This is a genomic window from Bacillus sp. RCC_6_1, assembly GCF_041360755.1.
In the GTDB taxonomy this organism is placed as follows: Bacteria; Bacillota; Bacilli; order Bacillales; family Bacillaceae_G; genus Bacillus_A; species Bacillus_A cereus.
In genome coordinates, this window is record NZ_JBFUPV010000025.1 from 14389 (window position 1) to 31177 (window position 16789).

The window sequence follows — 16789 nt, forward strand, 5'->3', positions numbered from 1 at the left end:
TCTTTATTTTTTTTTTGCTCCCATAGTAACCTGAACTAATTCCATGACCGCAGGCATAATTTCTTCAATTGGGAATTCTTCAAATTCATCTAGCCACGTCATAGGATCAGGAATATTAGGATCAGCCGTTTTAGCGTATAACCACGTTAAGTCATAAATAAGTTCAAAATCTACTTTACTCATATCGACATTAGACATATCAATAGGTTGTTCTGCCCCATTTGATGAAGCTAAAGCATTAATTGCCCCTAACCCCATCAAATCTGCAAATAAATTACGTCTGAATTGCGCTTTATACCGCTTAACCGTAGCTGCTGTAGCTTTTAATTTGACTTGTTTTCCATCGATTGTAATTGTCTTTTCCATTTACTTACGCTCCCTTTGGTGCTGCTGGTTTTTTAACGTACACTTCTTTGTACCAGTTATCGTAAATTGCTTGAGTCGTTTTAGAAGTTGTTTTTGTTTTAACCATTGGTCTTCCGCCAGGCACTAAAACAATTGGACTAGAAACAAACTTTAATTCATTTGTATTTGGTTCGGCTGAATTTGTTTTTGTTTTAGAAGCGATTGTCGGACGACTCGCTGCACAGTTATACATAACGTGTCTAGTTGCGTTCACATCGCCATCGAATTCAAAGAGTAATGCAAATGATTTTCCTTTGGCATCAGCTAACTCATTTAATACACCGTCTGTTTCATCTAATTGCTCACCTAATGCATCGATAGCAAATTGTTCCGGAATAGTTGCAATAGATAGCGTTCCATCATAACCTTGGTTATTACTTGCTGCGTAATAAAGCATGTCATCAGCATAAAATTCAATTAAATCACCGCGTGGTTCAAAAGTTAATTCAACTCCACCGGGTAGTGGAATTGGTGTACCAAATTTCACTAAAAAGTCTTGAACATCATATGGAACATAATGTACATTCTTCAGACCAAACGTAACTTTATTTTCTTTATTCACCTACATCAACCTCGTTTCATAGTTTTTTTGATACATTTTTTCAGATTCAATAAAAGTCCCGTACGAGTCATAAGGAATCTCGTGATCATCTAGGACCTTTTCAAGTTTTGCTTCTGCGACTAAATCTTTTTTAGTTGTATAAAGCTCTATATTTAAATCATTTATTTTGTGATAAACCTTGTTATCAGCCATTAAATTTGCTGATCCATCCACAAGGAAACATATATAAGGTGGCGCTGGAACTGGCTTGGTCGGTGTTGCTGTGAAATGCGAATAAGCCACAGGATAACCTGTAGCCTCAAGGATTTTTGTTAATTCACCTAACGTCATTGTTGAATCGCCCTTTCAATACGTCTTGGCAACTCATCAATTACATACTGTTCAACTGGAAGGATATGAACTTGTGCCGGCACACGGCCACCCCCAGCTTTCGCATGTCCCTTTTCTAAAAGATGTGTTAATTGTCCTTTTGTATTGTGAACGACAAAACCATTACCTTCTTTTTTCTTACGCCACCCTTTACGGTAAGCACCTGTTTTTTTAGGGCTGCCTTGCCTTAATTTTTCTACAGCAACATCAGCTACTTCTTCTTCTGCTATCATTAACTCTTCTTCCACAACATTTGAATATCTTTGTAATTCTCTAGCAAGTTCACTCGCAAAATCATTCATATCAAGTATGCTCCTTTGCGATAATAGTCAACGTTTGATACATTTCATCATCATTCATTGGCGGTTCGATAATATCAAAGATACGATTCTTCATTTTAATTCGCATTAATTCTGTAATTCCTGTTGTATAAGGAATTACAAACCGATAAACTCGTGTAGACTGTGAAGCCGAAGCTTCAATGTACTCTGAACCTTTTACCGTTTTTATCATTGCCCATGCTTTTTTTACTTCTTGCCAATTACCTGTTTCAACTTCTTGATTCAAATCATCTTTTATTACTTCAGGTTGCTCAATGATAATTCGATTTCTACAATCACCTGTATTCAGTGGTTTCTTGTACTGAAAAGGACGCATATTAATCACCGTCTAATTTAATTTCTTCTAATGCTTTATCGATACCTAAACTATTAATCTGACTTAAAAAATTCTTGTCAAAATACTCTAATGCATCGTTATAAACATAACGAGAACGTTCAAAGACTAATTCTTTGAACTCCTCGTCTTTATTTAAATCGTAATTTCCACAAACCCTAAGTAATGCCTTGTTAGACGTAGAAAGGATGCGTTTTAGGTTATCATCTTCATCATCACCCAAGTGCATCCTATCTTTAAATTCTTGTAATATTTCAGTTGAAATCACTGTATCCATTCACATCATTCCTTATTTAGTTGCTGGTGGAGTTGGTGGTGTAAAAGAAATTTTCAAATCATAAACAAGAGCTGCTTTATTATCTTTTGGTTTACCATTAGCAAACTGTTTAATTGTATAAAGCATAGCATCTTCAATTGCTAATGTTTGGTCAAACTTTTTAAGTTTGTATCCACCTGCAATCGCTGCAAGATATTGACCTTTTACAAAGAATAATGCTTTACCAACTGGCACTTCTTCAGATTCTACAGTTTGAATGTTATAAGGTAATGCCATTACCCATTGACCTGTTGAGGTTTGAATTGTATTGCGAGCTTGTACACCAATTGAATCTACAGGATTTACAACCATTACGATGTTATTTAGGACTTTTCGTGATTTCCCTTTCGCATCAGTTGATAAAGCTTTTACTACTTCATATAATTCTCCAGCAACAACTTCACCAAATTGAGAAGGAGCAAATGTTAATGTACCGGATGATTTCTTATCAGTAACCGCGCCTGTAGTTGCATTTACATCTTTCATTAAACCTACAGGTTGTTGTGCTACTGATCCGCCACCATTTACAAAGCCAAACTCTAAACCTACTGAATAAGATTCTACTAATAGAGTTCGAACATAACGTTCAACCCATTCAGGGCCAAGATCTAACATATCATTTGGAATAGCTGCGAATGCAGTTAATTTAAGTTGACCAATTTTTTCTTCTCGGAACGCTGCATTTACTTGTCCTCGAATTTCCCCAAATAATTCGCCCCATGCATATGCTTTTGTTGCATCAGAATAAATGAACTTTGTAACTGCCCCTAGATCTTGTAACCCTAAAGCATCAAGTAATGGATGCTCTTTAACTAAATCCTCAAATACACGTTCTTGTGTAGTTACTGGCAAAATCGAGCCATCCTTAAAACCACCATCTTGTACAACAGCATTGAAGAATTTTGTTTCTGATGCAGTTAATACATTTTGACCGCGTTGTTGAAGAATAGAACGATCTAACATTTCATCATTTACTTGATTACGGACTGTATTAATTACATCCGTTTGCATTGCATCAAAGAAACCTTCAAATGCTGCCGTTTGTTCTTGTTCTGTACTTTCTGCATTAGTTAAGGCATCCGTTAATTTCGCTTTCGCTTTATTAAATGCTTCAGATTTATTAAATTTAATTACCATTGTGTGTTTCCTCCGTTTTTTTATAATTTTAAAAGGAGCCCTTTAATCCCACTGTTTTTTACAGCTTTAGGATTTGGCTCCTTTGGTTGTTCTTCTATATTGTTTTGTAAATCATTCAGGATTTCATTTTTTAATCCTGATAATGCTGCATTTAAATCTTCTTTTGTGATTCCTTGGCCTTTGTTCATGGTTCCATTTCTAAAGCCATCGATTACTTTCTGCGGAAGCATGGCAGCAGTAGCTGTTGAAGCTGTCGTTTTAACTGGATTTTCCATAAACATGATTTCATCCGCAAAATTGTTTTCTAACGCTTGCTGCGGACCCATCCAAGTTTCTTCAGCCATCATGTTAAGTAGTTCTTCCTCAGATTTACCACTTTTAATGACATAGGCATTTACAATTGCTCGATCTGTTATTTTTAACATCTCGGCTGCCTTTTCCATGTCACGATGATCTCCACCATGCCATTTAGCGGCGTTGTGAATCATGATTTTTGCTGTTGGAGAAATGCGAACTTTATCACCTGCCATCGCAATTACAGAAGCTGCACTTGCTGCTAAACCAACAATTTGAACTTCTACATGACCAGGATAATTTTTTAAAGCTGTGTAAATTTCCGAACCCTCATCTACATAACCACCAGGACTATTGATTGACACAATTAAATCCTCACTATTTGCATTATCAAGTTGTTTTGTAATCTTACCTGGGCTTGTCGCATCCATTTCAAACCAATCATAAATCCAAGCTTCATCATTTGAAATAATTGGCCCTTTAACGTCAATTTTCACCGTCATTTGTATTCTCACCTCCTTCAGATTCAGTTAATTTCGTATAGTTTTTCGTAATATGATGTGTATTTAAGTTAGGATCATCAGAAACTTCATATCCTACTTCTAATCGAATCTCATTCCCTGTAAATGCACTTGAAGAAATGAGCTTATCAATGCTTGTCGCAAGATCAAATATACTTTGATAAGAAACAGCTTTAATTTCAATTTTTTGACCTGAAAGATACTCTTCTTCTTCAAAAAATTTAACGTTTGCTTCATCACACATCTTTTTTAATAAAGGTTTCACTGTAAAAAGCATATAATTTTTCGTTTGCTTCTCAACATCAGCCATTTCGCCATATATCAAAGCAGTTGGAATACCAAAAGCCATTGCTACTTGATTTAAGAAGCCATTTGTTACTTTATTAATTTCCTCCACACTCTGCCCAGAATTTGCTCCACCTGACGTTTCAGCATATTTAAAACCTGGTTGTTGCGGAATGATAGCAACGTCTTTTTCTCCAATTGCTTTATACATGTTATCAATGAATTCTTGAAGTTTGGCTTGATGTTTTTCACTCTTTGCAGCGAGCATGTCCATATCAACTGTTCCGCGAATTTGATTCTTACGTTTTTGAGAACTTAATATTCTACCGAATAAATCACCATAATCAGCAAACAAACCATCGATAAGAGGTGATAACTTATCATTCCTGTATCTTAAATGAATGACTTCACTTTGTTTAAAACTTCTCTTAAACTGATAATCTTTTACAGTGACATTTGTAAAAGTATCTTCAAACACAGCATATTCGTTATGTTCAAAGTCATCAGCAATAAGTAGATCACCATCATCCGCTTGAATAATCAAAGCTTCATTATCATAAATAAGTTTGTAAATGAAACTCTCCCAAAAGGTACTTGCTGTCATATTCTTATTAGGCCTAACATTTAATCGGTAGTAAAGCTCATCCTTTTCAAATTCTTCACCGTTTTTCACTCTAAATTCTGACTGACTAATCGTTCTACCTAAAAAGGATATACAGGTATCAATTGCTAATCTTTTCATGTGAACCCTGTTTGCTTTTTCAATAAACATTTCCACATCAAACATAAACCCTACTTCACTATTTTTTTTGAATACCGCTCCTAACCAACCAATGGTTATCACCCCCTTTTATTAGAATTTAATACCATCTAGCATAAAGTCGAATTCATCCACAAGAATGTTATCTGCTTGCCATAATGCGTGAATAAAAGCTTGGAATCCATCCGTTTTGCGCTTAAATTCATCTTTTTTCAAGTATTCTTTGTTGCCGTCTTTTTTTATGTGGACGTAGACGTTGTTGGTGTACCAACGCATTAATGGATTATCTCCAAAAATGATACGATTGTTTGCAAATAACGTTTCAACTCTTGGGGCTAAAAGAGAATGTATCGCTTTTGGGTTACGAATATACAACAATATAAATCCTTCAGCTTCAAGTGCCGTTTTAACAAGATCAAGACGGAATGTATCAGCCACAATCGTATTAACACCGTATATCTCACGCATTTTCACAAACCAATCTACAATGTGAGTGATATTAATTACAGGTTCATCCACAATAGTTAACAAACCCTTTTCAGCCCATTCATAAATAGGCGCTTTCAGTTTCACTTTATCCAAGAATCCTTTACGTACAAAAGAATGACCTTTCCATATATAATCTTCACCATGTTTAAATAGCAAGCCGACTGCCGCGAAGTCTTTGATGCTGGCAAAGTCGAGACCGCCTACAGCTACTTTATGTTTTAAATCTGGAACTTCTCTGAGCGTTTCTCCATCTTCTTCAAAACCAGTACGCATGATTTCTTCCCATGAAGCTACAGATTTTGTTAAATCTGTTTCAGGGTAATTCATACGTTTTGTTATGAATTCTTCACGGTTTGAAGGATTATTTTCTAATTGTTTATATTGAGTTAATACTTTTTTAAATAATTGTTTAGCATAAGAACTTCTCGGCTCACTAAACATTGGATTCGCTTTTTCCCATACATCAGGATTATCAATTTCTTCTGGATTGTCTATCTTGCAAATGAAAGGAAACAATGGATCTTCTAAATCTTTTCCCTTTAGAATGTTCATCGCTCGCTCTTTTGTTTTGTCCAGGAATCCGTCGCGAACAAAGCCATCTGTACCAATAAAAAATTCTCTAGCATTTGGTACTTTTCCAAGTCCACTAGAGAATACATTTACTACATCAAAGTTTTCATATCGATGTATTTCATCGTAAATAACACAACCGTCACGAAGTCCATCCTTAGAACCAGCATTAGATGTATGATATTGCATAATGCTTTGCGTATCATTACTCAGTATCTCTACCTTAGTTCGATAAAACATATCTTCTAGTATTTCTTTTCCTTTAATAGCATCATAGACTTCACGAAAAGAAACTTTAGCTTGTTTCTCGTTGTTCGCCACAATTGAAACATTGTATCGATCTATTCCGTGCAGCGGACTAATAAAGAAATGGCATAGTGATGAAATTAAACCATTTTTACCACCACCACGAGCCATCATAATTAAAAATTGCTCATAAAAAACAGAATCATCTTCTTTATAGAAAAGAAAAACAAATGCTGTTAGGAACTTTTGGAATGCTTGCAATTCAAAGTACCATTTCTCGGTGAATTTTATATAGTCCTCATGCATTTCATTATCGAAATACAAATCATCGCGTATTAAGATGTATTTCTCCAGGTACTCAATTAGCATTATGCGCTCTTTATTCAGCTTAATTTTCCCTGCGCGATACATTTCAATATATTCAGTGACATATTTATTTTGAATCATGTTAAATCTTTAACTGAGCGCACAGGTTTTGAAGGAACTTTCTTTTCTTCTGCCGATGCTTCTAATCCAAGTGCATCTAAAATCTTTATCATTCGATCATTTGTTTTGTGTAAATCATTAATAGAAGGATTGGATTTCGGACCATGCATGCCAGATACTTTTATTCCTGTTTCTTCAATATCATCAACAAGAATACACTTTAAATCCCACAACGATAAATAGTCTTGAATTAAGTCAGTATAATGATTACCTACAATCTTTTTTTCTTTCAATTGATTTGTTAGATCCTTTTCAATCCTTTTTCTCATTGTTTCACGCTTCACTCTAGCCACAATATCCCTCCCTTCTGATTTACATCGTTTTCCAATTTGATATAACGCGCGAATTTGCTTATAAATTTGAAAAATCGACCCCCTCCTCCGGTGCCCCTTAGAGCAATTTTTGATGAAATATTTTAAGGGGGGTGTTATTACCGAATCATTTTTACCACTTCTCATCATGTTCCCATTTATTCTGTTTCTTTTTGAATGTTCTACCGTGTTCTTTATTATGACAATCCACACAGACTGTTTCGAGATTATCTATTTCTAATGCAAGAGCTGGATGATGTTCGAGTTCTTTTATATGATGGACAACGAGTTGAATCTTCTTACGCTTTGCACTCTCACTGTATTCATTCGTGTCTGTTTGTACTCGGCCATTACGTTTACATTCCTGGCACTCATAGTTGTCACGCTTCTTTACTTGTTCTCGTATACTCTTCCACTCACCACTGTCATAGAACTTACGCTTCTGCTGTTTGGTTTTGTATTCCTTCATTACACATTACACCACCATCTGCACACCACTTACAGCGTAATCCATCCTTTGATTTTGCTATTCGTTCACTATACTGTTCCGTATATCCACATGCTTTACATCTAAACTGTACAATCTTTTGTACCCTTTTACTTCTTAATAGATTGTCTATTAGTTTGTTCATTAAACTTATATCGGCTTCTCTCTTTGCTGCTGGTGTTAGATTGTTATGAAATCCTTCTATTACTTCAATTAAGATTGGCAACTTCTCTACATCTACATACTCTTCAATATCATCTACCCCAACCGAATGTATAAGCGTACTAATCGCAATTGCTTTCTCAAGTTTAGTTAATTGCACCTATCCTCACCCCTTACACTTAAATCCTTTCTCCATCTGTCTCTTTCTAATAATTCTTTTATTGATGTTTGTTCCAGGTATTCCACGGAATAAAACATAGGTTTCCCGCCATACAGCTTGTAATACTTAACATCTATTCCAGCTTTTTTATGCGCTTTTTCAAGAGGCTTAAGGTATTTGATATATGCTTTCTTATCAATGAGCATAAGACCAAGCGCAGCAATCTTACCATTTAAAACGCTGTCCAATTATCCTCACCCCTTATCTTCTAATAAACTAGCAATCATTTTATTTAGTACACTTAATGTTGCTTCTCCACACTCTTTCTCTGTTGCACTGTTTACTATCGGTCCAAATTCTTCTAATAGTTGTAAGTCGACATGTTTAGCAAGCACATCCTCACCTACAGCTATAAGGATTGAACTAACAATACCTATCTTCTCAAGTTTAGTTAATTGCATATGCCCTCACTCCTTACCATTCTCCTAATAACTCACGTAACTTCGGATGCCTGTATTCGTACCACTTATAGAAAGATAACCAAAATGCTTTTATTGTATCTTCATACATTTCTTTTGCCTCTTCATCGCTTAATTGAAACTCTTTTTTTAAGCACTGTAATGATTCATTGTAATGAAAACTTTCTATACTTTCACGCCAATTAACTAATGTACCGATTAAATAATGTCGTGTCATTTACTAAACACCACCTATGTAATTTTTACATAATAAAAAGCACCCAACTTGGGTGCTCAACATACTGATATTCATTAAAAAAAATATAAAAAAACAAAGAAATTCGCACTTCACACTTGATGCGCATCTCAATGCGTGTTATAATAAATATAGAAAGTTGAAAGGAGGTAATAACGATTTCTAGTAGGGAAGTAATTAAGAGGTTAAAAAAAGAAGGATGGTTTATAGCGAACATTGAAGGCAGCCACCATCAGTTCAAACATCCTTCTAAGGTTGGCAAAGTAACCGTGAAACATCCATGCAAGGATATTCCAAAAGGTACACTTCGCTCAATCTACAAGCAAGCGGGTTGGTTATAAACCGCCCCTTGCTTTCCCTAATTATACAAGAAATCGTTATAAAAACAAATTATGAAAAAAGACTATTACGTTTATCCCGCTATCCTTGAAAAGTCTTCAGATGGTTACGGTATTTACTTTCCAGACCTTCCTGGTTGCGTTTCTCATGCAGATACACAAGAAGATGCTTTAAAGGAAGGTAGAGAAGCATTAGGACTTCACTTATATGGTATGGAAAAGGATAATGAATCAATTCCCGAACCGACACCAATTGATAAATTAGAATTAGATAAAGACGAAAATTCTTTTTTAATTGATGTTTGGATGCCACCACTTAGAAATAAAGACAAAACAACTTATAAAAGAAAAAATGTAACTCTTCCTTCTTGGTTAGAAGAATACGCAACTCATAAAGGCGTTAATTTTTCCGAGATCCTTGTAGAAGGTTTGGAAATGCATTTGGGCATTAAAGATAAAAAGAATACACCATAAAGGACGCCATGAGCGTCCTCTTTTTTATATAAGCTATTTGTTACTCATATTCATTTTTTATTCTTCTTTGAACCGACACTATAGATAGGCACGTATCAGCTCAAAGAAGAGCAAAAGCTCTCCTAGACCGTTTAGACTAATAATCTAGTAATTACGAATTAAGAAATCAAGAACATTTTATTTGCATAAGGTTCGTAACATCTTATACAAACGGATTTCTTTCTAATGGTTGCCAATTGAACCACTGAGGTGAAAAACAACGCTCATTCAATCATTTACCATAGAAACTGGTTTCGGCTTTCATATATAGGTGGCATTATGATGACAAAATTAATCGTTTTAAAAAAGAAAGTCCCTTCAATTCATACAGAAGAGACTTTCTTTTACTTGTTGTGCAATTTTTTTATCTGCTCTACGTAAATTTTGCTGAACTGTAGACCTTGTAACACATCTCATTTTAGCAATTTCTTCCTGTGTAAACATCCCCGCTTTATACATTACAAATATTTCCTTTTCTGTTTTAGTCAAGGTAGACAGAGCATCATCTAACTGTATCTTTTCCCAGGTTGTAATTGCATTCTCTTTTTGCTCTTTATCCCATTCATACTCTGTTTCCTTACTTCTTAAATATCGTTGGATTAACAATGGATTTACTTTTACTTCTCTTTGATAAGAAGCTCTCCTTTCGATCCCCCGTTTTAATCCAGGTTCTTTTCCTGTACGCATCCACTTTAGAGAGTCTTCAATATCACTTATCATTCCATTTATAATTTTCTTATCTCTTTCATTTTCTTGGGCATTTGCTTTTTCTTTTGCAACTAATAATTGATTCAACGTCTCTTTGTATTGTTTGATTAAGTCTATCATGCAGTTTGTCCTCCTTAGAATAAAAAAAGGACGCTGATTAGTTATAAGAAATATTCTTTCTTACAGTTAATCAACGTCCTTGAATGTGGACTATTTTCTTTTTATTTTTAATACTTATTTCGGTATGTGAAATTATTTATTTTAATTCTCTCTTTTTCATTTGTATATGTAAGTTACCTGTAGTAACACTATATTTTTTTGCGATTTCAACATATGTTAGTCCTTGTTTACTAAGCGTTACTGCATTCTTACATATTCTATTCCATTCTTTAGTTGTTCTTGGCTTCTTCTGCTCAGTACCAATACGACCACCTAATAGAACCCCTAATTCATTAATTTTTATCCCCGCTTCACACTCTGTCCAACAATGCGCTACATCCCTACTATATCTATAAGTACACCCTAAGCAGTGTTGCTCTTGTAAATCTAAAATTTGAATACGAGCTTCTTTTTTATTCATATTCCAGACCACTCCAACTTATCTACATGGTGCAGGTAATCCACTAACGCTCTATCTGTTGACTTTACTAGATAAGTTCTATTATCAAATACAGAGCGCGGAATTGATTTTCTCCCACCTAATTTTGCAGCATGAATATACTCTTTAATTACTTCAAAGGGAACTAAGAAAACCGAATGTTCTATACTAAATTCAATTAAGAAGAAACAAATTGCCCCTAGCTTTTCAGCCTGCTCTAAATATTCAATTTGATGTGATGATATATTCTTTAAAGCGAAACTTGTTTTATTAGTCGTCGCTTTTGCTTCAAACGCCAACATTCTGCCTTTATATATGCCATCATAATCAACTGTTGATTTCTTTTCAAAATAGCCTTCTTTAATTCTTCCGTCTTTAAATAGTTTTGTGACAACTACAGGTGTAGCACGTTTTGTAATTAATGCTATGTTCTTTCTTCTGTACATATCATTTGACCAATTGATTAAATTCTCAAACGCAGCCCCATGATCTCCACTGTATGCCATTTTCGTTAACCTCACTTCCATACAAAAGGATTATTTTGTTGAGTTTTCAATTTCTAAATTTATAACTTCCGCATCATCTAACATAAGTAATAAACTTTCAACAACATGCTTTGATTCTGGATTGTTATACGTAAGGTAATTGCCATCTACCTCTACAATTGTCATTACTCCAGAGTGAGTTAATTTTATATCCTTCATTTCTCTTCCTCCCTTGAATAAAACTCAATATTCCGTAAATACTATAGACACATGGTTATCTTTCCTCTGTTTTTCTTGGGTGAGCAGTTAGCTTTTGCTAGCTGCTCTTTTACATTAATGAACCGTCAATTATAATCGGAGCATCTTTATATTCATTAAATTCTTCTTCCCATTTATGTTTTTTCTCAATTGAACATATTGCATTTAGTGTGTTTATAAATATCTCAAGAGCTTGTTCTCTAGCGATTTCTGAAGGAAGTCCTTCTTCTTTAACTTGTTCTACACTATCACCTGCAACATTTTCTACATATACTTCAATTGCTTTATCTGCATCTCCATCCACTGCAATTAACGCATAATATTCATGCTTATTAAACTCAAAGTATTTCATATCCGTTCCTCCTTGAATAAAATTTAGTGTTTCGTTAATAATAGACATAGGCTCCATTCGTCACGAATCAACCTTACACTTAGCATCATTTTTTAATATTGGGGCCGGGCAGTTAGCTTTTGCTAGCTGCTTTTTGTTTTTCTTCCTGTCTCTTTAAAAATGCTTTCGCTTTCTTAATAGCCTCTGCTCTTGTTTGACCTTCAGCTATGCCTTTTAATCCAGTGTCATCCTTAATGCACAACATTTTCTTCTTGCCATTATCCATAACAACCTCAACATGCGAATAATAAGCACTGTGTAATGTATCGTCTTCAAGAAGAAAGCTCATAAATTCCGCACCGACTTTTCCTGTAAACTCTTTAACCTTACGCATATCCATTCCTCCTCGAATAAATTTCTAAATCTTGTCCATACTATAAATGCACTTGAGTTCTGAACTTCCTTCTTAATGCTTTTCTTGAGAGCAGTTAGCTTTTGCTAGCTGCTCTTTTATCGTTTTGGATAGCCACACGCTTCTGTATAATCCCAATATCCTTTACATTCAGTTGAATTAGGTGTCATTTTGAAGTCTGCTAAGCTTTCTGATACGCATTCCTTTGAATTAGAACGATTAGGAAAATACATATTCCAGTAACACTCAGTGCAACTACATGTTAATTCTTGATCACCCTGCACTTGAGCCACTTTTGTAAATAACGCTTCAAATTCATCCATTTCCTCGTTCCCCTTTGCTACAAAATGAAATTTTTATTTAGTTTTCATGCATAATATTTTGATATTTGTTTATACTATAGTTGTAACTTTTTGTTACAACATATATCTGTATCCAGTGAACTTCTAAAATTGTACAACCGAGCAGTTAGCTATTTTGGCTAGCTGCTTTGTTGTTTAAAATGAAGTTTTTATTCCATTTCGGCATTCAAACCATCAGCATTTAAGAATTCACTTAATATCTCTAAATCACCACTTGCCACAACCATTTCCCAAGCTTCGCCTTCATAACCATATTCTTGTTCCAAAGTTCGTACAGCACTTTCAAATCTAGTAAATTCATATTCTCCACAATTAACAACTAATGTTCCCATTTTCATTCTCCTTTTCTATTAAAATATAGTTTTCTCAACATCAAATATTGGAAATTAATTACCTTTTATGGTAAGGTATTGGTAATCCCATAAAGTTATATTGTTCCATTAAAAAAGGACCCCCTACCCCTTTTCGGGGTCCTTTTTTGCGTTATCTAATAAAATAGCGTTTCTGTTCAAAAATTTATTTTAATTGGCCATCCTCTTTCATTATCAATCTCTATCCATCCTGATACATTTCTATTATGGTATCTATTACCTTTAATATTTCCCTTTCGTGATGGAACTTCTCCACCAGTAAAAATCGCAAAAGATGGCATGTTATAGCAACGAATCCATTTGAATGTAGGATCAATGACATCGCAATAAGGTTTTAACGTTAAGTTTTCTGTAATAGTTAGATTCCCCATCGCACCGCGCATTTTCTTGAAATGTTTATAACTTTCGTTTGATCCTTTACATACATATAAAGCTAATTGCTTCCCGCGAGCATATCTCATACTTTTCACCTCTATTCAAATAACGATTTTGTTTTAATCTTCAACTCTTGAAATAGCAATAATATCTTCTGTATTTATTGCGCAAGGAAGATACAAATTATTTTCTAACTCGAATAACATAATAAATTTATCTTCATTCAAATAATCCATAATTGAATCAAAGCTTTCCTGGCTATACACCAATACCTTTTGATTTGCATCTTTAAGTAGTAAATGTAATTTGCGGTACTTATCCAAATCCAGTGTCCTCCCTTTCGTTTTAAAATAAAGATTTTGTTAAATACATAAAAATTATTTCAACCTTCAACATACAGGATTTATGAATTAAATCTAGTAATATATAATTTATCTCCATGTAAAACTTTATCCTTAATTTTTTTAAAAGGCCTACCCTCACAACAGGCCTTTTAAAAGGGGGCTTGTTTTACAAAAATATCTTGTTTAGTTTTTTAATACGACTGGATTGTCATAACCATTTCCAATCACTTCAAACTCATTCTGATCTTCAACTAAATGCGGTAACAATAATCTAGAAAATTCTTCAGTCTTAATTGTTAAAGTGGAGTATAACCAACCAATAGCGCCTTCAATTACTTCTGTACTTTCAATTTCTTCTCGACTACAATCCGTATATATAACCCTTGTCCACCTTACAGCATCACCAAGATAAATATCGTTTCCGTTCTTATCCATTAAACCTGTGCACTGTTTAGGTTCAGAACACATATTCCAGCAATCATTTTCGTTATCTAAAATCCACCAACCGTCTTCTTTATCTCTTGATACACATTCACTATAAATCCACTTTTCTCCATCATGAGCCTTGAACTTAATTTCTTTCATTTTCATTCTCCTCTTCCTGCAGATAAAGATTTGATTCTTGCACATACACTAAAAACATACATACGATATAATCGTGGTCACCTTTTCAATTAATTCTTGGTCATGGAGCGTCTTTCTCCCAAGACGCTCTTTTTATGTTTAAATAAGGATTTTGTTAAAAAATTAATTAAATTCTCCATCGTGGTGCACTCTATACCTAAAAGGAGTAATCATGAAAATTTTAAAATACATAGCACTGACAATTGGATGGCTTATATTACTGTCTCTTTGGTATACAGCATTCTTTTTGTAATTATTTCAACGTCAATTTCTTAGATTTTTCATTAAAAATTATCACCACTAGGCAAAAGTCACATATATTGTTATGGATTGTTGTTCATAATTTTGGGCGGAGCACCCTGGTCAGGTGCTCTTTTTTAATACTGATCAAATAAGAATTTTGTTTAGTTTTCTAATTTGCTAATCCGATAATAACGCATGGCGTATCACCGAATTCCTTTTCTTTGTACAGCTCTTCTAATGTTTTATATACTGGAAACCCAACACAAGAAACTTCAATTTTTTCATCTGGATGCATTGTTTCTAACACTATGTCATCCATATACCCGCATCCGTTGTGACACTGCATTAAGTAATATCCGGCAGCCTCATATTTGCTATTGGCCAGGATAACTTTTATATCCTGATCGCCACATTTTGTAGAATTTCATCTCTTATTCTCCTTTCGTTTAATAAAGCTTTATTCAACATCCTCATCCCAACGTTCAACTCTACCTCGTGACCAAGACCAAATGCCATTACTCTGTAATGTTTCTAATTCAATTTCTACAGGAACATATTGTATTGACAGCTCGTCTTCAATAAATTGCTCTGCCATTTCTTTTGTTGGTAATAAGCAAGTTTCAGTTAAATCCATCGTATCTTCTTGCTGTTTGAAGTCATAAAATGAATCTTCCTCAAATTGGTAAGCAATCGCCCAAAATTTCATCTCTCATTCTCCCTTTTCTTGTGCCTTTTCAATTAGCCAATAAATTGCATCTACTTCTAACATCACTAAAGGATTACTAGTAAATGCATTTTCAACAGCTTCATCACATTTAGCCCTAATTGATTCTATTGAAGGTTCCATATTTTCTCCCTTTCTATTCAAATAACTATTTTGTTTAAAAATGATTTATTAATTCCAACTGAACATTACTTAGTAATCTATCAGATATCTCTATATAACCAGGATTCAATTCAATACCAATAAAATTTCTGTTATGCTTTGCAGCGACACGACCAACTGTTCCAGAACCGAAGAATGGATCCATAACAATTCCTTCAGCTGGCGCTCCAGCTAATATACACGGTTCAATTAATGCTTCCGGAAATGTAGCAAAGTGTGCTTCTTTTAATGGTTTTGTTGATACTGTCCAAACCGACCTTTTATTTCTTTTATCCCGAATTGCTCTAAATGCTTCATGTCCATACTTACCGTTAAAAGAACCTTTTTCTTTACTTGTTCTTTTGGCTCTTTGTGGTGGTCCAAATGCACCTTCCGAACCTCTAACATCTTGTTGGCCATAAACCGCTGGCTCCTTAATACTTTCGTGATCGTAATAGTATTTAGGTGACTTACTTAACAAGAAAATATATTCATGTGACTTGGTAGGTCTATCCCTTACACTCTCTGGCATTGCATTGGGCTTGTTCCAAACAATATCTTGTCTTAAATACCAACCATCTTGCTGTAATGCGAAAGCTACTCGCCAAGGCAAACCAATCAGATCCTTTGGTTTTAATCCATCTACTGATTTTGTGATTGAAACAATTCCAGTAACTTGGCCAACACTTTGAAAATGATTGTTACCTGGATTCCCTTTCCCATCCGCATTTCTTCCACGTCCACTTCCAGCATATGCATCACCTAGATTTAGCCAAATTGTTCCGTCATCCCTTAGTACACGCTTTACTTCTCTAAATACAGATACAAGATTCGATACATACTCTTCTACCGTTTCCTCTAATCCAATCTGACCATCTACCCCGTAATCACGTAATCCCCAATATGGAGGACTCGTGACCACGGTACTCACAAAATTATCTGGAAAAGTTTTTAGTACGTCTAAACAATGTCCTGGATAAACTTTATTTAGCTCCATTCCTGTCCTCCCCTTT

33 protein-coding genes are annotated in these 16789 nt (G+C 34.6%); 2 read left to right on the plus strand and 31 right to left on the minus strand.

Annotation, left to right across the window (positions count from 1 at the left end):
* Window positions 1–3: 3 nt before the first annotated feature.
* The 16 genes from AB6801_RS30470 to AB6801_RS30545 form a co-directional block, all read right to left on the minus strand.
* A complete protein-coding gene (locus tag AB6801_RS30470; protein WP_098279945.1) occupies window positions 4–366 on the minus strand; it encodes a hypothetical protein in 363 nt (120 codons plus the stop codon).
* Between the two features lie 4 nt (window positions 367–370).
* Window positions 371–967 carry a major tail protein gene (locus AB6801_RS30475; protein ID WP_001031291.1) on the minus strand — a complete coding sequence of 199 codons (597 nt, stop codon included), beginning with the start codon at window positions 965–967 and terminating at the stop codon, window positions 371–373.
* Complete coding sequence (locus AB6801_RS30480; RefSeq protein ID WP_326275969.1) at window positions 968–1297, minus strand: hypothetical protein; 330 nt, start codon at window positions 1295–1297, stop codon at window positions 968–970.
* On the minus strand, window positions 1294–1638 hold the full coding sequence (locus tag AB6801_RS30485) for an HK97 gp10 family phage protein (protein WP_370941362.1): 345 nt from the start codon (window positions 1636–1638) through the stop codon (window positions 1294–1296). Before AB6801_RS30485 ends, AB6801_RS30480 begins: the two co-directional genes overlap by 4 nt.
* Window position 1639: 1 nt before the next feature.
* On the minus strand, window positions 1640–1993 hold the full coding sequence (locus AB6801_RS30490) for a phage head closure protein (RefSeq protein ID WP_370941363.1): 354 nt from the start codon (window positions 1991–1993) through the stop codon (window positions 1640–1642).
* Window position 1994: 1 nt separating this feature from the next.
* On the minus strand, window positions 1995–2288 hold the full coding sequence (locus tag AB6801_RS30495; RefSeq protein ID WP_050822071.1) for a hypothetical protein: 294 nt from the start codon (window positions 2286–2288) through the stop codon (window positions 1995–1997).
* 12 nt (window positions 2289–2300) lie between these two features.
* A complete protein-coding gene (locus AB6801_RS30500; RefSeq protein WP_370941364.1) occupies window positions 2301–3464 on the minus strand; it encodes a phage major capsid protein in 1164 nt (387 codons plus the stop codon).
* Window positions 3465–3484: 20 nt separating this feature from the next.
* Window positions 3485–4261, minus strand: a complete 777-nt coding sequence (locus AB6801_RS30505) for a head maturation protease, ClpP-related (protein ID WP_050822073.1) — start codon at window positions 4259–4261, stop codon at window positions 3485–3487.
* A complete protein-coding gene (locus AB6801_RS30510; protein ID WP_483299423.1) occupies window positions 4245–5408 on the minus strand; it encodes a phage portal protein in 1164 nt (387 codons plus the stop codon). Before AB6801_RS30510 ends, AB6801_RS30505 begins: the two co-directional genes overlap by 17 nt.
* Before the next feature lie 9 nt (window positions 5409–5417).
* Entirely contained in the window at window positions 5418–7076 is a 1659-nt protein-coding gene (locus AB6801_RS30515; protein ID WP_000615658.1) for a terminase TerL endonuclease subunit, read from the minus strand.
* A complete protein-coding gene (locus AB6801_RS30520) occupies window positions 7073–7408 on the minus strand; it encodes a P27 family phage terminase small subunit (protein ID WP_000124846.1) in 336 nt (111 codons plus the stop codon). Before AB6801_RS30520 ends, AB6801_RS30515 begins: the two co-directional genes overlap by 4 nt.
* 151 nt (window positions 7409–7559) lie before the next feature.
* Entirely contained in the window at window positions 7560–7895 is a 336-nt protein-coding gene (locus tag AB6801_RS30525; protein WP_000666399.1) for an HNH endonuclease, read from the minus strand.
* Complete coding sequence (locus tag AB6801_RS30530; RefSeq protein ID WP_370941367.1) at window positions 7861–8235, minus strand: hypothetical protein; 375 nt, start codon at window positions 8233–8235, stop codon at window positions 7861–7863. The genes AB6801_RS30525 and AB6801_RS30530 overlap by 35 nt, the downstream gene beginning before the upstream one ends.
* Entirely contained in the window at window positions 8226–8483 is a 258-nt protein-coding gene (locus AB6801_RS30535) for a hydrolase (protein WP_086402598.1), read from the minus strand. Before AB6801_RS30535 ends, AB6801_RS30530 begins: the two co-directional genes overlap by 10 nt.
* Window positions 8484–8489: 6 nt before the next feature.
* On the minus strand, window positions 8490–8696 hold the full coding sequence (locus tag AB6801_RS30540) for a hypothetical protein (RefSeq protein ID WP_370941368.1): 207 nt from the start codon (window positions 8694–8696) through the stop codon (window positions 8490–8492).
* Between the two features lie 13 nt (window positions 8697–8709).
* Window positions 8710–8931 carry a hypothetical protein gene (locus tag AB6801_RS30545; protein WP_086402600.1) on the minus strand — a complete coding sequence of 74 codons (222 nt, stop codon included), beginning with the start codon at window positions 8929–8931 and terminating at the stop codon, window positions 8710–8712.
* A gap of 194 nt (window positions 8932–9125) precedes the next feature.
* Between AB6801_RS30545 and AB6801_RS30550 the strand changes: the two genes are divergently transcribed.
* Together AB6801_RS30550 and AB6801_RS30555 are read left to right on the plus strand one after the other, a co-directional pair.
* Entirely contained in the window at window positions 9126–9290 is a 165-nt protein-coding gene (locus AB6801_RS30550; RefSeq protein WP_370941395.1) for a type II toxin-antitoxin system HicA family toxin, read from the plus strand.
* A 51-nt stretch (window positions 9291–9341) separates the two neighbouring features.
* Window positions 9342–9761: a type II toxin-antitoxin system HicB family antitoxin gene (locus tag AB6801_RS30555; RefSeq protein WP_000711194.1), complete on the plus strand. Its 420-nt coding sequence runs from the start codon at window positions 9342–9344 to the stop codon at window positions 9759–9761.
* Window positions 9762–10118: 357 nt separating this feature from the next.
* Here the strand turns inward: AB6801_RS30555 and AB6801_RS30560 are convergent, their stop codons facing one another.
* The 15 genes from AB6801_RS30560 to AB6801_RS30630 all read right to left on the minus strand — a co-directional run bounded on the left by AB6801_RS30560 (window position 10119) and on the right by AB6801_RS30630 (window position 16773).
* Window positions 10119–10628 carry a sigma-70 family RNA polymerase sigma factor gene (locus AB6801_RS30560; RefSeq protein WP_370941369.1) on the minus strand — a complete coding sequence of 170 codons (510 nt, stop codon included), beginning with the start codon at window positions 10626–10628 and terminating at the stop codon, window positions 10119–10121.
* Window positions 10629–10764: 136 nt separating this feature from the next.
* On the minus strand, window positions 10765–11088 hold the full coding sequence (locus AB6801_RS30565) for a zinc-finger domain-containing protein (RefSeq protein WP_097846137.1): 324 nt from the start codon (window positions 11086–11088) through the stop codon (window positions 10765–10767).
* Entirely contained in the window at window positions 11085–11612 is a 528-nt protein-coding gene (locus AB6801_RS30570) for a Holliday junction resolvase RecU (RefSeq protein ID WP_061663622.1), read from the minus strand. The genes AB6801_RS30565 and AB6801_RS30570 overlap by 4 nt, the downstream gene beginning before the upstream one ends.
* 30 nt (window positions 11613–11642) lie before the next feature.
* Window positions 11643–11810: a hypothetical protein gene (locus tag AB6801_RS30575; RefSeq protein ID WP_176520097.1), complete on the minus strand. Its 168-nt coding sequence runs from the start codon at window positions 11808–11810 to the stop codon at window positions 11643–11645.
* A gap of 109 nt (window positions 11811–11919) precedes the next feature.
* Window positions 11920–12201 (minus strand): hypothetical protein, encoded by a 282-nt coding sequence (locus tag AB6801_RS30580; RefSeq protein WP_098625396.1) that lies wholly within the window; start codon window positions 12199–12201, stop codon window positions 11920–11922.
* A gap of 112 nt (window positions 12202–12313) precedes the next feature.
* A complete protein-coding gene (locus AB6801_RS30585; protein ID WP_370941372.1) occupies window positions 12314–12580 on the minus strand; it encodes a hypothetical protein in 267 nt (88 codons plus the stop codon).
* Between the two features lie 110 nt (window positions 12581–12690).
* On the minus strand, window positions 12691–12915 hold the full coding sequence (locus AB6801_RS30590; RefSeq protein WP_370941373.1) for a hypothetical protein: 225 nt from the start codon (window positions 12913–12915) through the stop codon (window positions 12691–12693).
* A gap of 188 nt (window positions 12916–13103) precedes the next feature.
* Window positions 13104–13286: a hypothetical protein gene (locus AB6801_RS30595; RefSeq protein ID WP_370941375.1), complete on the minus strand. Its 183-nt coding sequence runs from the start codon at window positions 13284–13286 to the stop codon at window positions 13104–13106.
* A gap of 176 nt (window positions 13287–13462) precedes the next feature.
* Window positions 13463–13786, minus strand: coding sequence for a hypothetical protein (locus tag AB6801_RS30600; protein ID WP_370941376.1), 324 nt, complete (start codon window positions 13784–13786; stop codon window positions 13463–13465).
* Between the two features lie 33 nt (window positions 13787–13819).
* Window positions 13820–14023, minus strand: coding sequence for a hypothetical protein (locus AB6801_RS30605; protein ID WP_370941377.1), 204 nt, complete (start codon window positions 14021–14023; stop codon window positions 13820–13822).
* A gap of 204 nt (window positions 14024–14227) precedes the next feature.
* Window positions 14228–14629 carry a YopX family protein gene (locus tag AB6801_RS30610; protein WP_370941379.1) on the minus strand — a complete coding sequence of 134 codons (402 nt, stop codon included), beginning with the start codon at window positions 14627–14629 and terminating at the stop codon, window positions 14228–14230.
* Window positions 14630–15080: 451 nt separating this feature from the next.
* Entirely contained in the window at window positions 15081–15230 is a 150-nt protein-coding gene (locus AB6801_RS30615) for a hypothetical protein (protein ID WP_370941380.1), read from the minus strand.
* Between the two features lie 138 nt (window positions 15231–15368).
* Window positions 15369–15617 carry a hypothetical protein gene (locus AB6801_RS30620; RefSeq protein ID WP_370941382.1) on the minus strand — a complete coding sequence of 83 codons (249 nt, stop codon included), beginning with the start codon at window positions 15615–15617 and terminating at the stop codon, window positions 15369–15371.
* A 3-nt stretch (window positions 15618–15620) separates the two neighbouring features.
* Entirely contained in the window at window positions 15621–15758 is a 138-nt protein-coding gene (locus AB6801_RS30625; protein ID WP_370941383.1) for a hypothetical protein, read from the minus strand.
* A gap of 34 nt (window positions 15759–15792) precedes the next feature.
* Window positions 15793–16773 carry a DNA-methyltransferase gene (locus AB6801_RS30630; RefSeq protein ID WP_370941385.1) on the minus strand — a complete coding sequence of 327 codons (981 nt, stop codon included), beginning with the start codon at window positions 16771–16773 and terminating at the stop codon, window positions 15793–15795.
* Between the last annotated feature and the right edge of the window lie 16 nt (window positions 16774–16789).

What these genes read in the sequence shown, in the direction of transcription:
- AB6801_RS30470 (WP_098279945.1), bottom strand. Translation starts at nt 366, where the DNA reads ATGGAAAAGACAATTACAATCGATGGAAAACAAGTCAAATTAAAAGCT.
- AB6801_RS30480 (WP_326275969.1), bottom strand. Translation starts at nt 1,297, where the DNA reads ATGACGTTAGGTGAATTAACAAAAATCCTTGAGGCTACAGGTTATCCT.
- AB6801_RS30485 (WP_370941362.1), bottom strand. Translation starts at nt 1,638, where the DNA reads ATGAATGATTTTGCGAGTGAACTTGCTAGAGAATTACAAAGATATTCA.
- AB6801_RS30490 (WP_370941363.1), bottom strand. Translation starts at nt 1,993, where the DNA reads ATGCGTCCTTTTCAGTACAAGAAACCACTGAATACAGGTGATTGTAGA.
- AB6801_RS30495 (WP_050822071.1), bottom strand. Translation starts at nt 2,288, where the DNA reads ATGGATACAGTGATTTCAACTGAAATATTACAAGAATTTAAAGATAGG.
- AB6801_RS30500 (WP_370941364.1), bottom strand. Translation starts at nt 3,464, where the DNA reads ATGGTAATTAAATTTAATAAATCTGAAGCATTTAATAAAGCGAAAGCG.
- AB6801_RS30505 (WP_050822073.1), bottom strand. Translation starts at nt 4,261, where the DNA reads ATGACGGTGAAAATTGACGTTAAAGGGCCAATTATTTCAAATGATGAA.
- AB6801_RS30515 (WP_000615658.1), bottom strand. Translation starts at nt 7,076, where the DNA reads ATGATTCAAAATAAATATGTCACTGAATATATTGAAATGTATCGCGCA.
- AB6801_RS30525 (WP_000666399.1), bottom strand. Translation starts at nt 7,895, where the DNA reads ATGAAGGAATACAAAACCAAACAGCAGAAGCGTAAGTTCTATGACAGT.
- AB6801_RS30540 (WP_370941368.1), bottom strand. Translation starts at nt 8,696, where the DNA reads ATGCAATTAACTAAACTTGAGAAGATAGGTATTGTTAGTTCAATCCTT.
- AB6801_RS30545 (WP_086402600.1), bottom strand. Translation starts at nt 8,931, where the DNA reads ATGACACGACATTATTTAATCGGTACATTAGTTAATTGGCGTGAAAGT.
- AB6801_RS30555 (WP_000711194.1), top strand. Translation starts at nt 9,342, where the DNA reads ATGAAAAAAGACTATTACGTTTATCCCGCTATCCTTGAAAAGTCTTCA.
- AB6801_RS30560 (WP_370941369.1), bottom strand. Translation starts at nt 10,628, where the DNA reads ATGATAGACTTAATCAAACAATACAAAGAGACGTTGAATCAATTATTA.
- AB6801_RS30565 (WP_097846137.1), bottom strand. Translation starts at nt 11,088, where the DNA reads ATGAATAAAAAAGAAGCTCGTATTCAAATTTTAGATTTACAAGAGCAA.
- AB6801_RS30570 (WP_061663622.1), bottom strand. Translation starts at nt 11,612, where the DNA reads ATGGCATACAGTGGAGATCATGGGGCTGCGTTTGAGAATTTAATCAAT.
- AB6801_RS30575 (WP_176520097.1), bottom strand. Translation starts at nt 11,810, where the DNA reads ATGAAGGATATAAAATTAACTCACTCTGGAGTAATGACAATTGTAGAG.
- AB6801_RS30580 (WP_098625396.1), bottom strand. Translation starts at nt 12,201, where the DNA reads ATGAAATACTTTGAGTTTAATAAGCATGAATATTATGCGTTAATTGCA.
- AB6801_RS30585 (WP_370941372.1), bottom strand. Translation starts at nt 12,580, where the DNA reads ATGGATATGCGTAAGGTTAAAGAGTTTACAGGAAAAGTCGGTGCGGAA.
- AB6801_RS30590 (WP_370941373.1), bottom strand. Translation starts at nt 12,915, where the DNA reads ATGGATGAATTTGAAGCGTTATTTACAAAAGTGGCTCAAGTGCAGGGT.
- AB6801_RS30595 (WP_370941375.1), bottom strand. Translation starts at nt 13,286, where the DNA reads ATGGGAACATTAGTTGTTAATTGTGGAGAATATGAATTTACTAGATTT.
- AB6801_RS30600 (WP_370941376.1), bottom strand. Translation starts at nt 13,786, where the DNA reads ATGAGATATGCTCGCGGGAAGCAATTAGCTTTATATGTATGTAAAGGA.
- AB6801_RS30610 (WP_370941379.1), bottom strand. Translation starts at nt 14,629, where the DNA reads ATGAAAGAAATTAAGTTCAAGGCTCATGATGGAGAAAAGTGGATTTAT.
- AB6801_RS30615 (WP_370941380.1), bottom strand. Translation starts at nt 15,230, where the DNA reads ATGGATGACATAGTGTTAGAAACAATGCATCCAGATGAAAAAATTGAA.
- AB6801_RS30620 (WP_370941382.1), bottom strand. Translation starts at nt 15,617, where the DNA reads ATGAAATTTTGGGCGATTGCTTACCAATTTGAGGAAGATTCATTTTAT.
- AB6801_RS30625 (WP_370941383.1), bottom strand. Translation starts at nt 15,758, where the DNA reads ATGGAACCTTCAATAGAATCAATTAGGGCTAAATGTGATGAAGCTGTT.
- AB6801_RS30630 (WP_370941385.1), bottom strand. Translation starts at nt 16,773, where the DNA reads ATGGAGCTAAATAAAGTTTATCCAGGACATTGTTTAGACGTACTAAAA.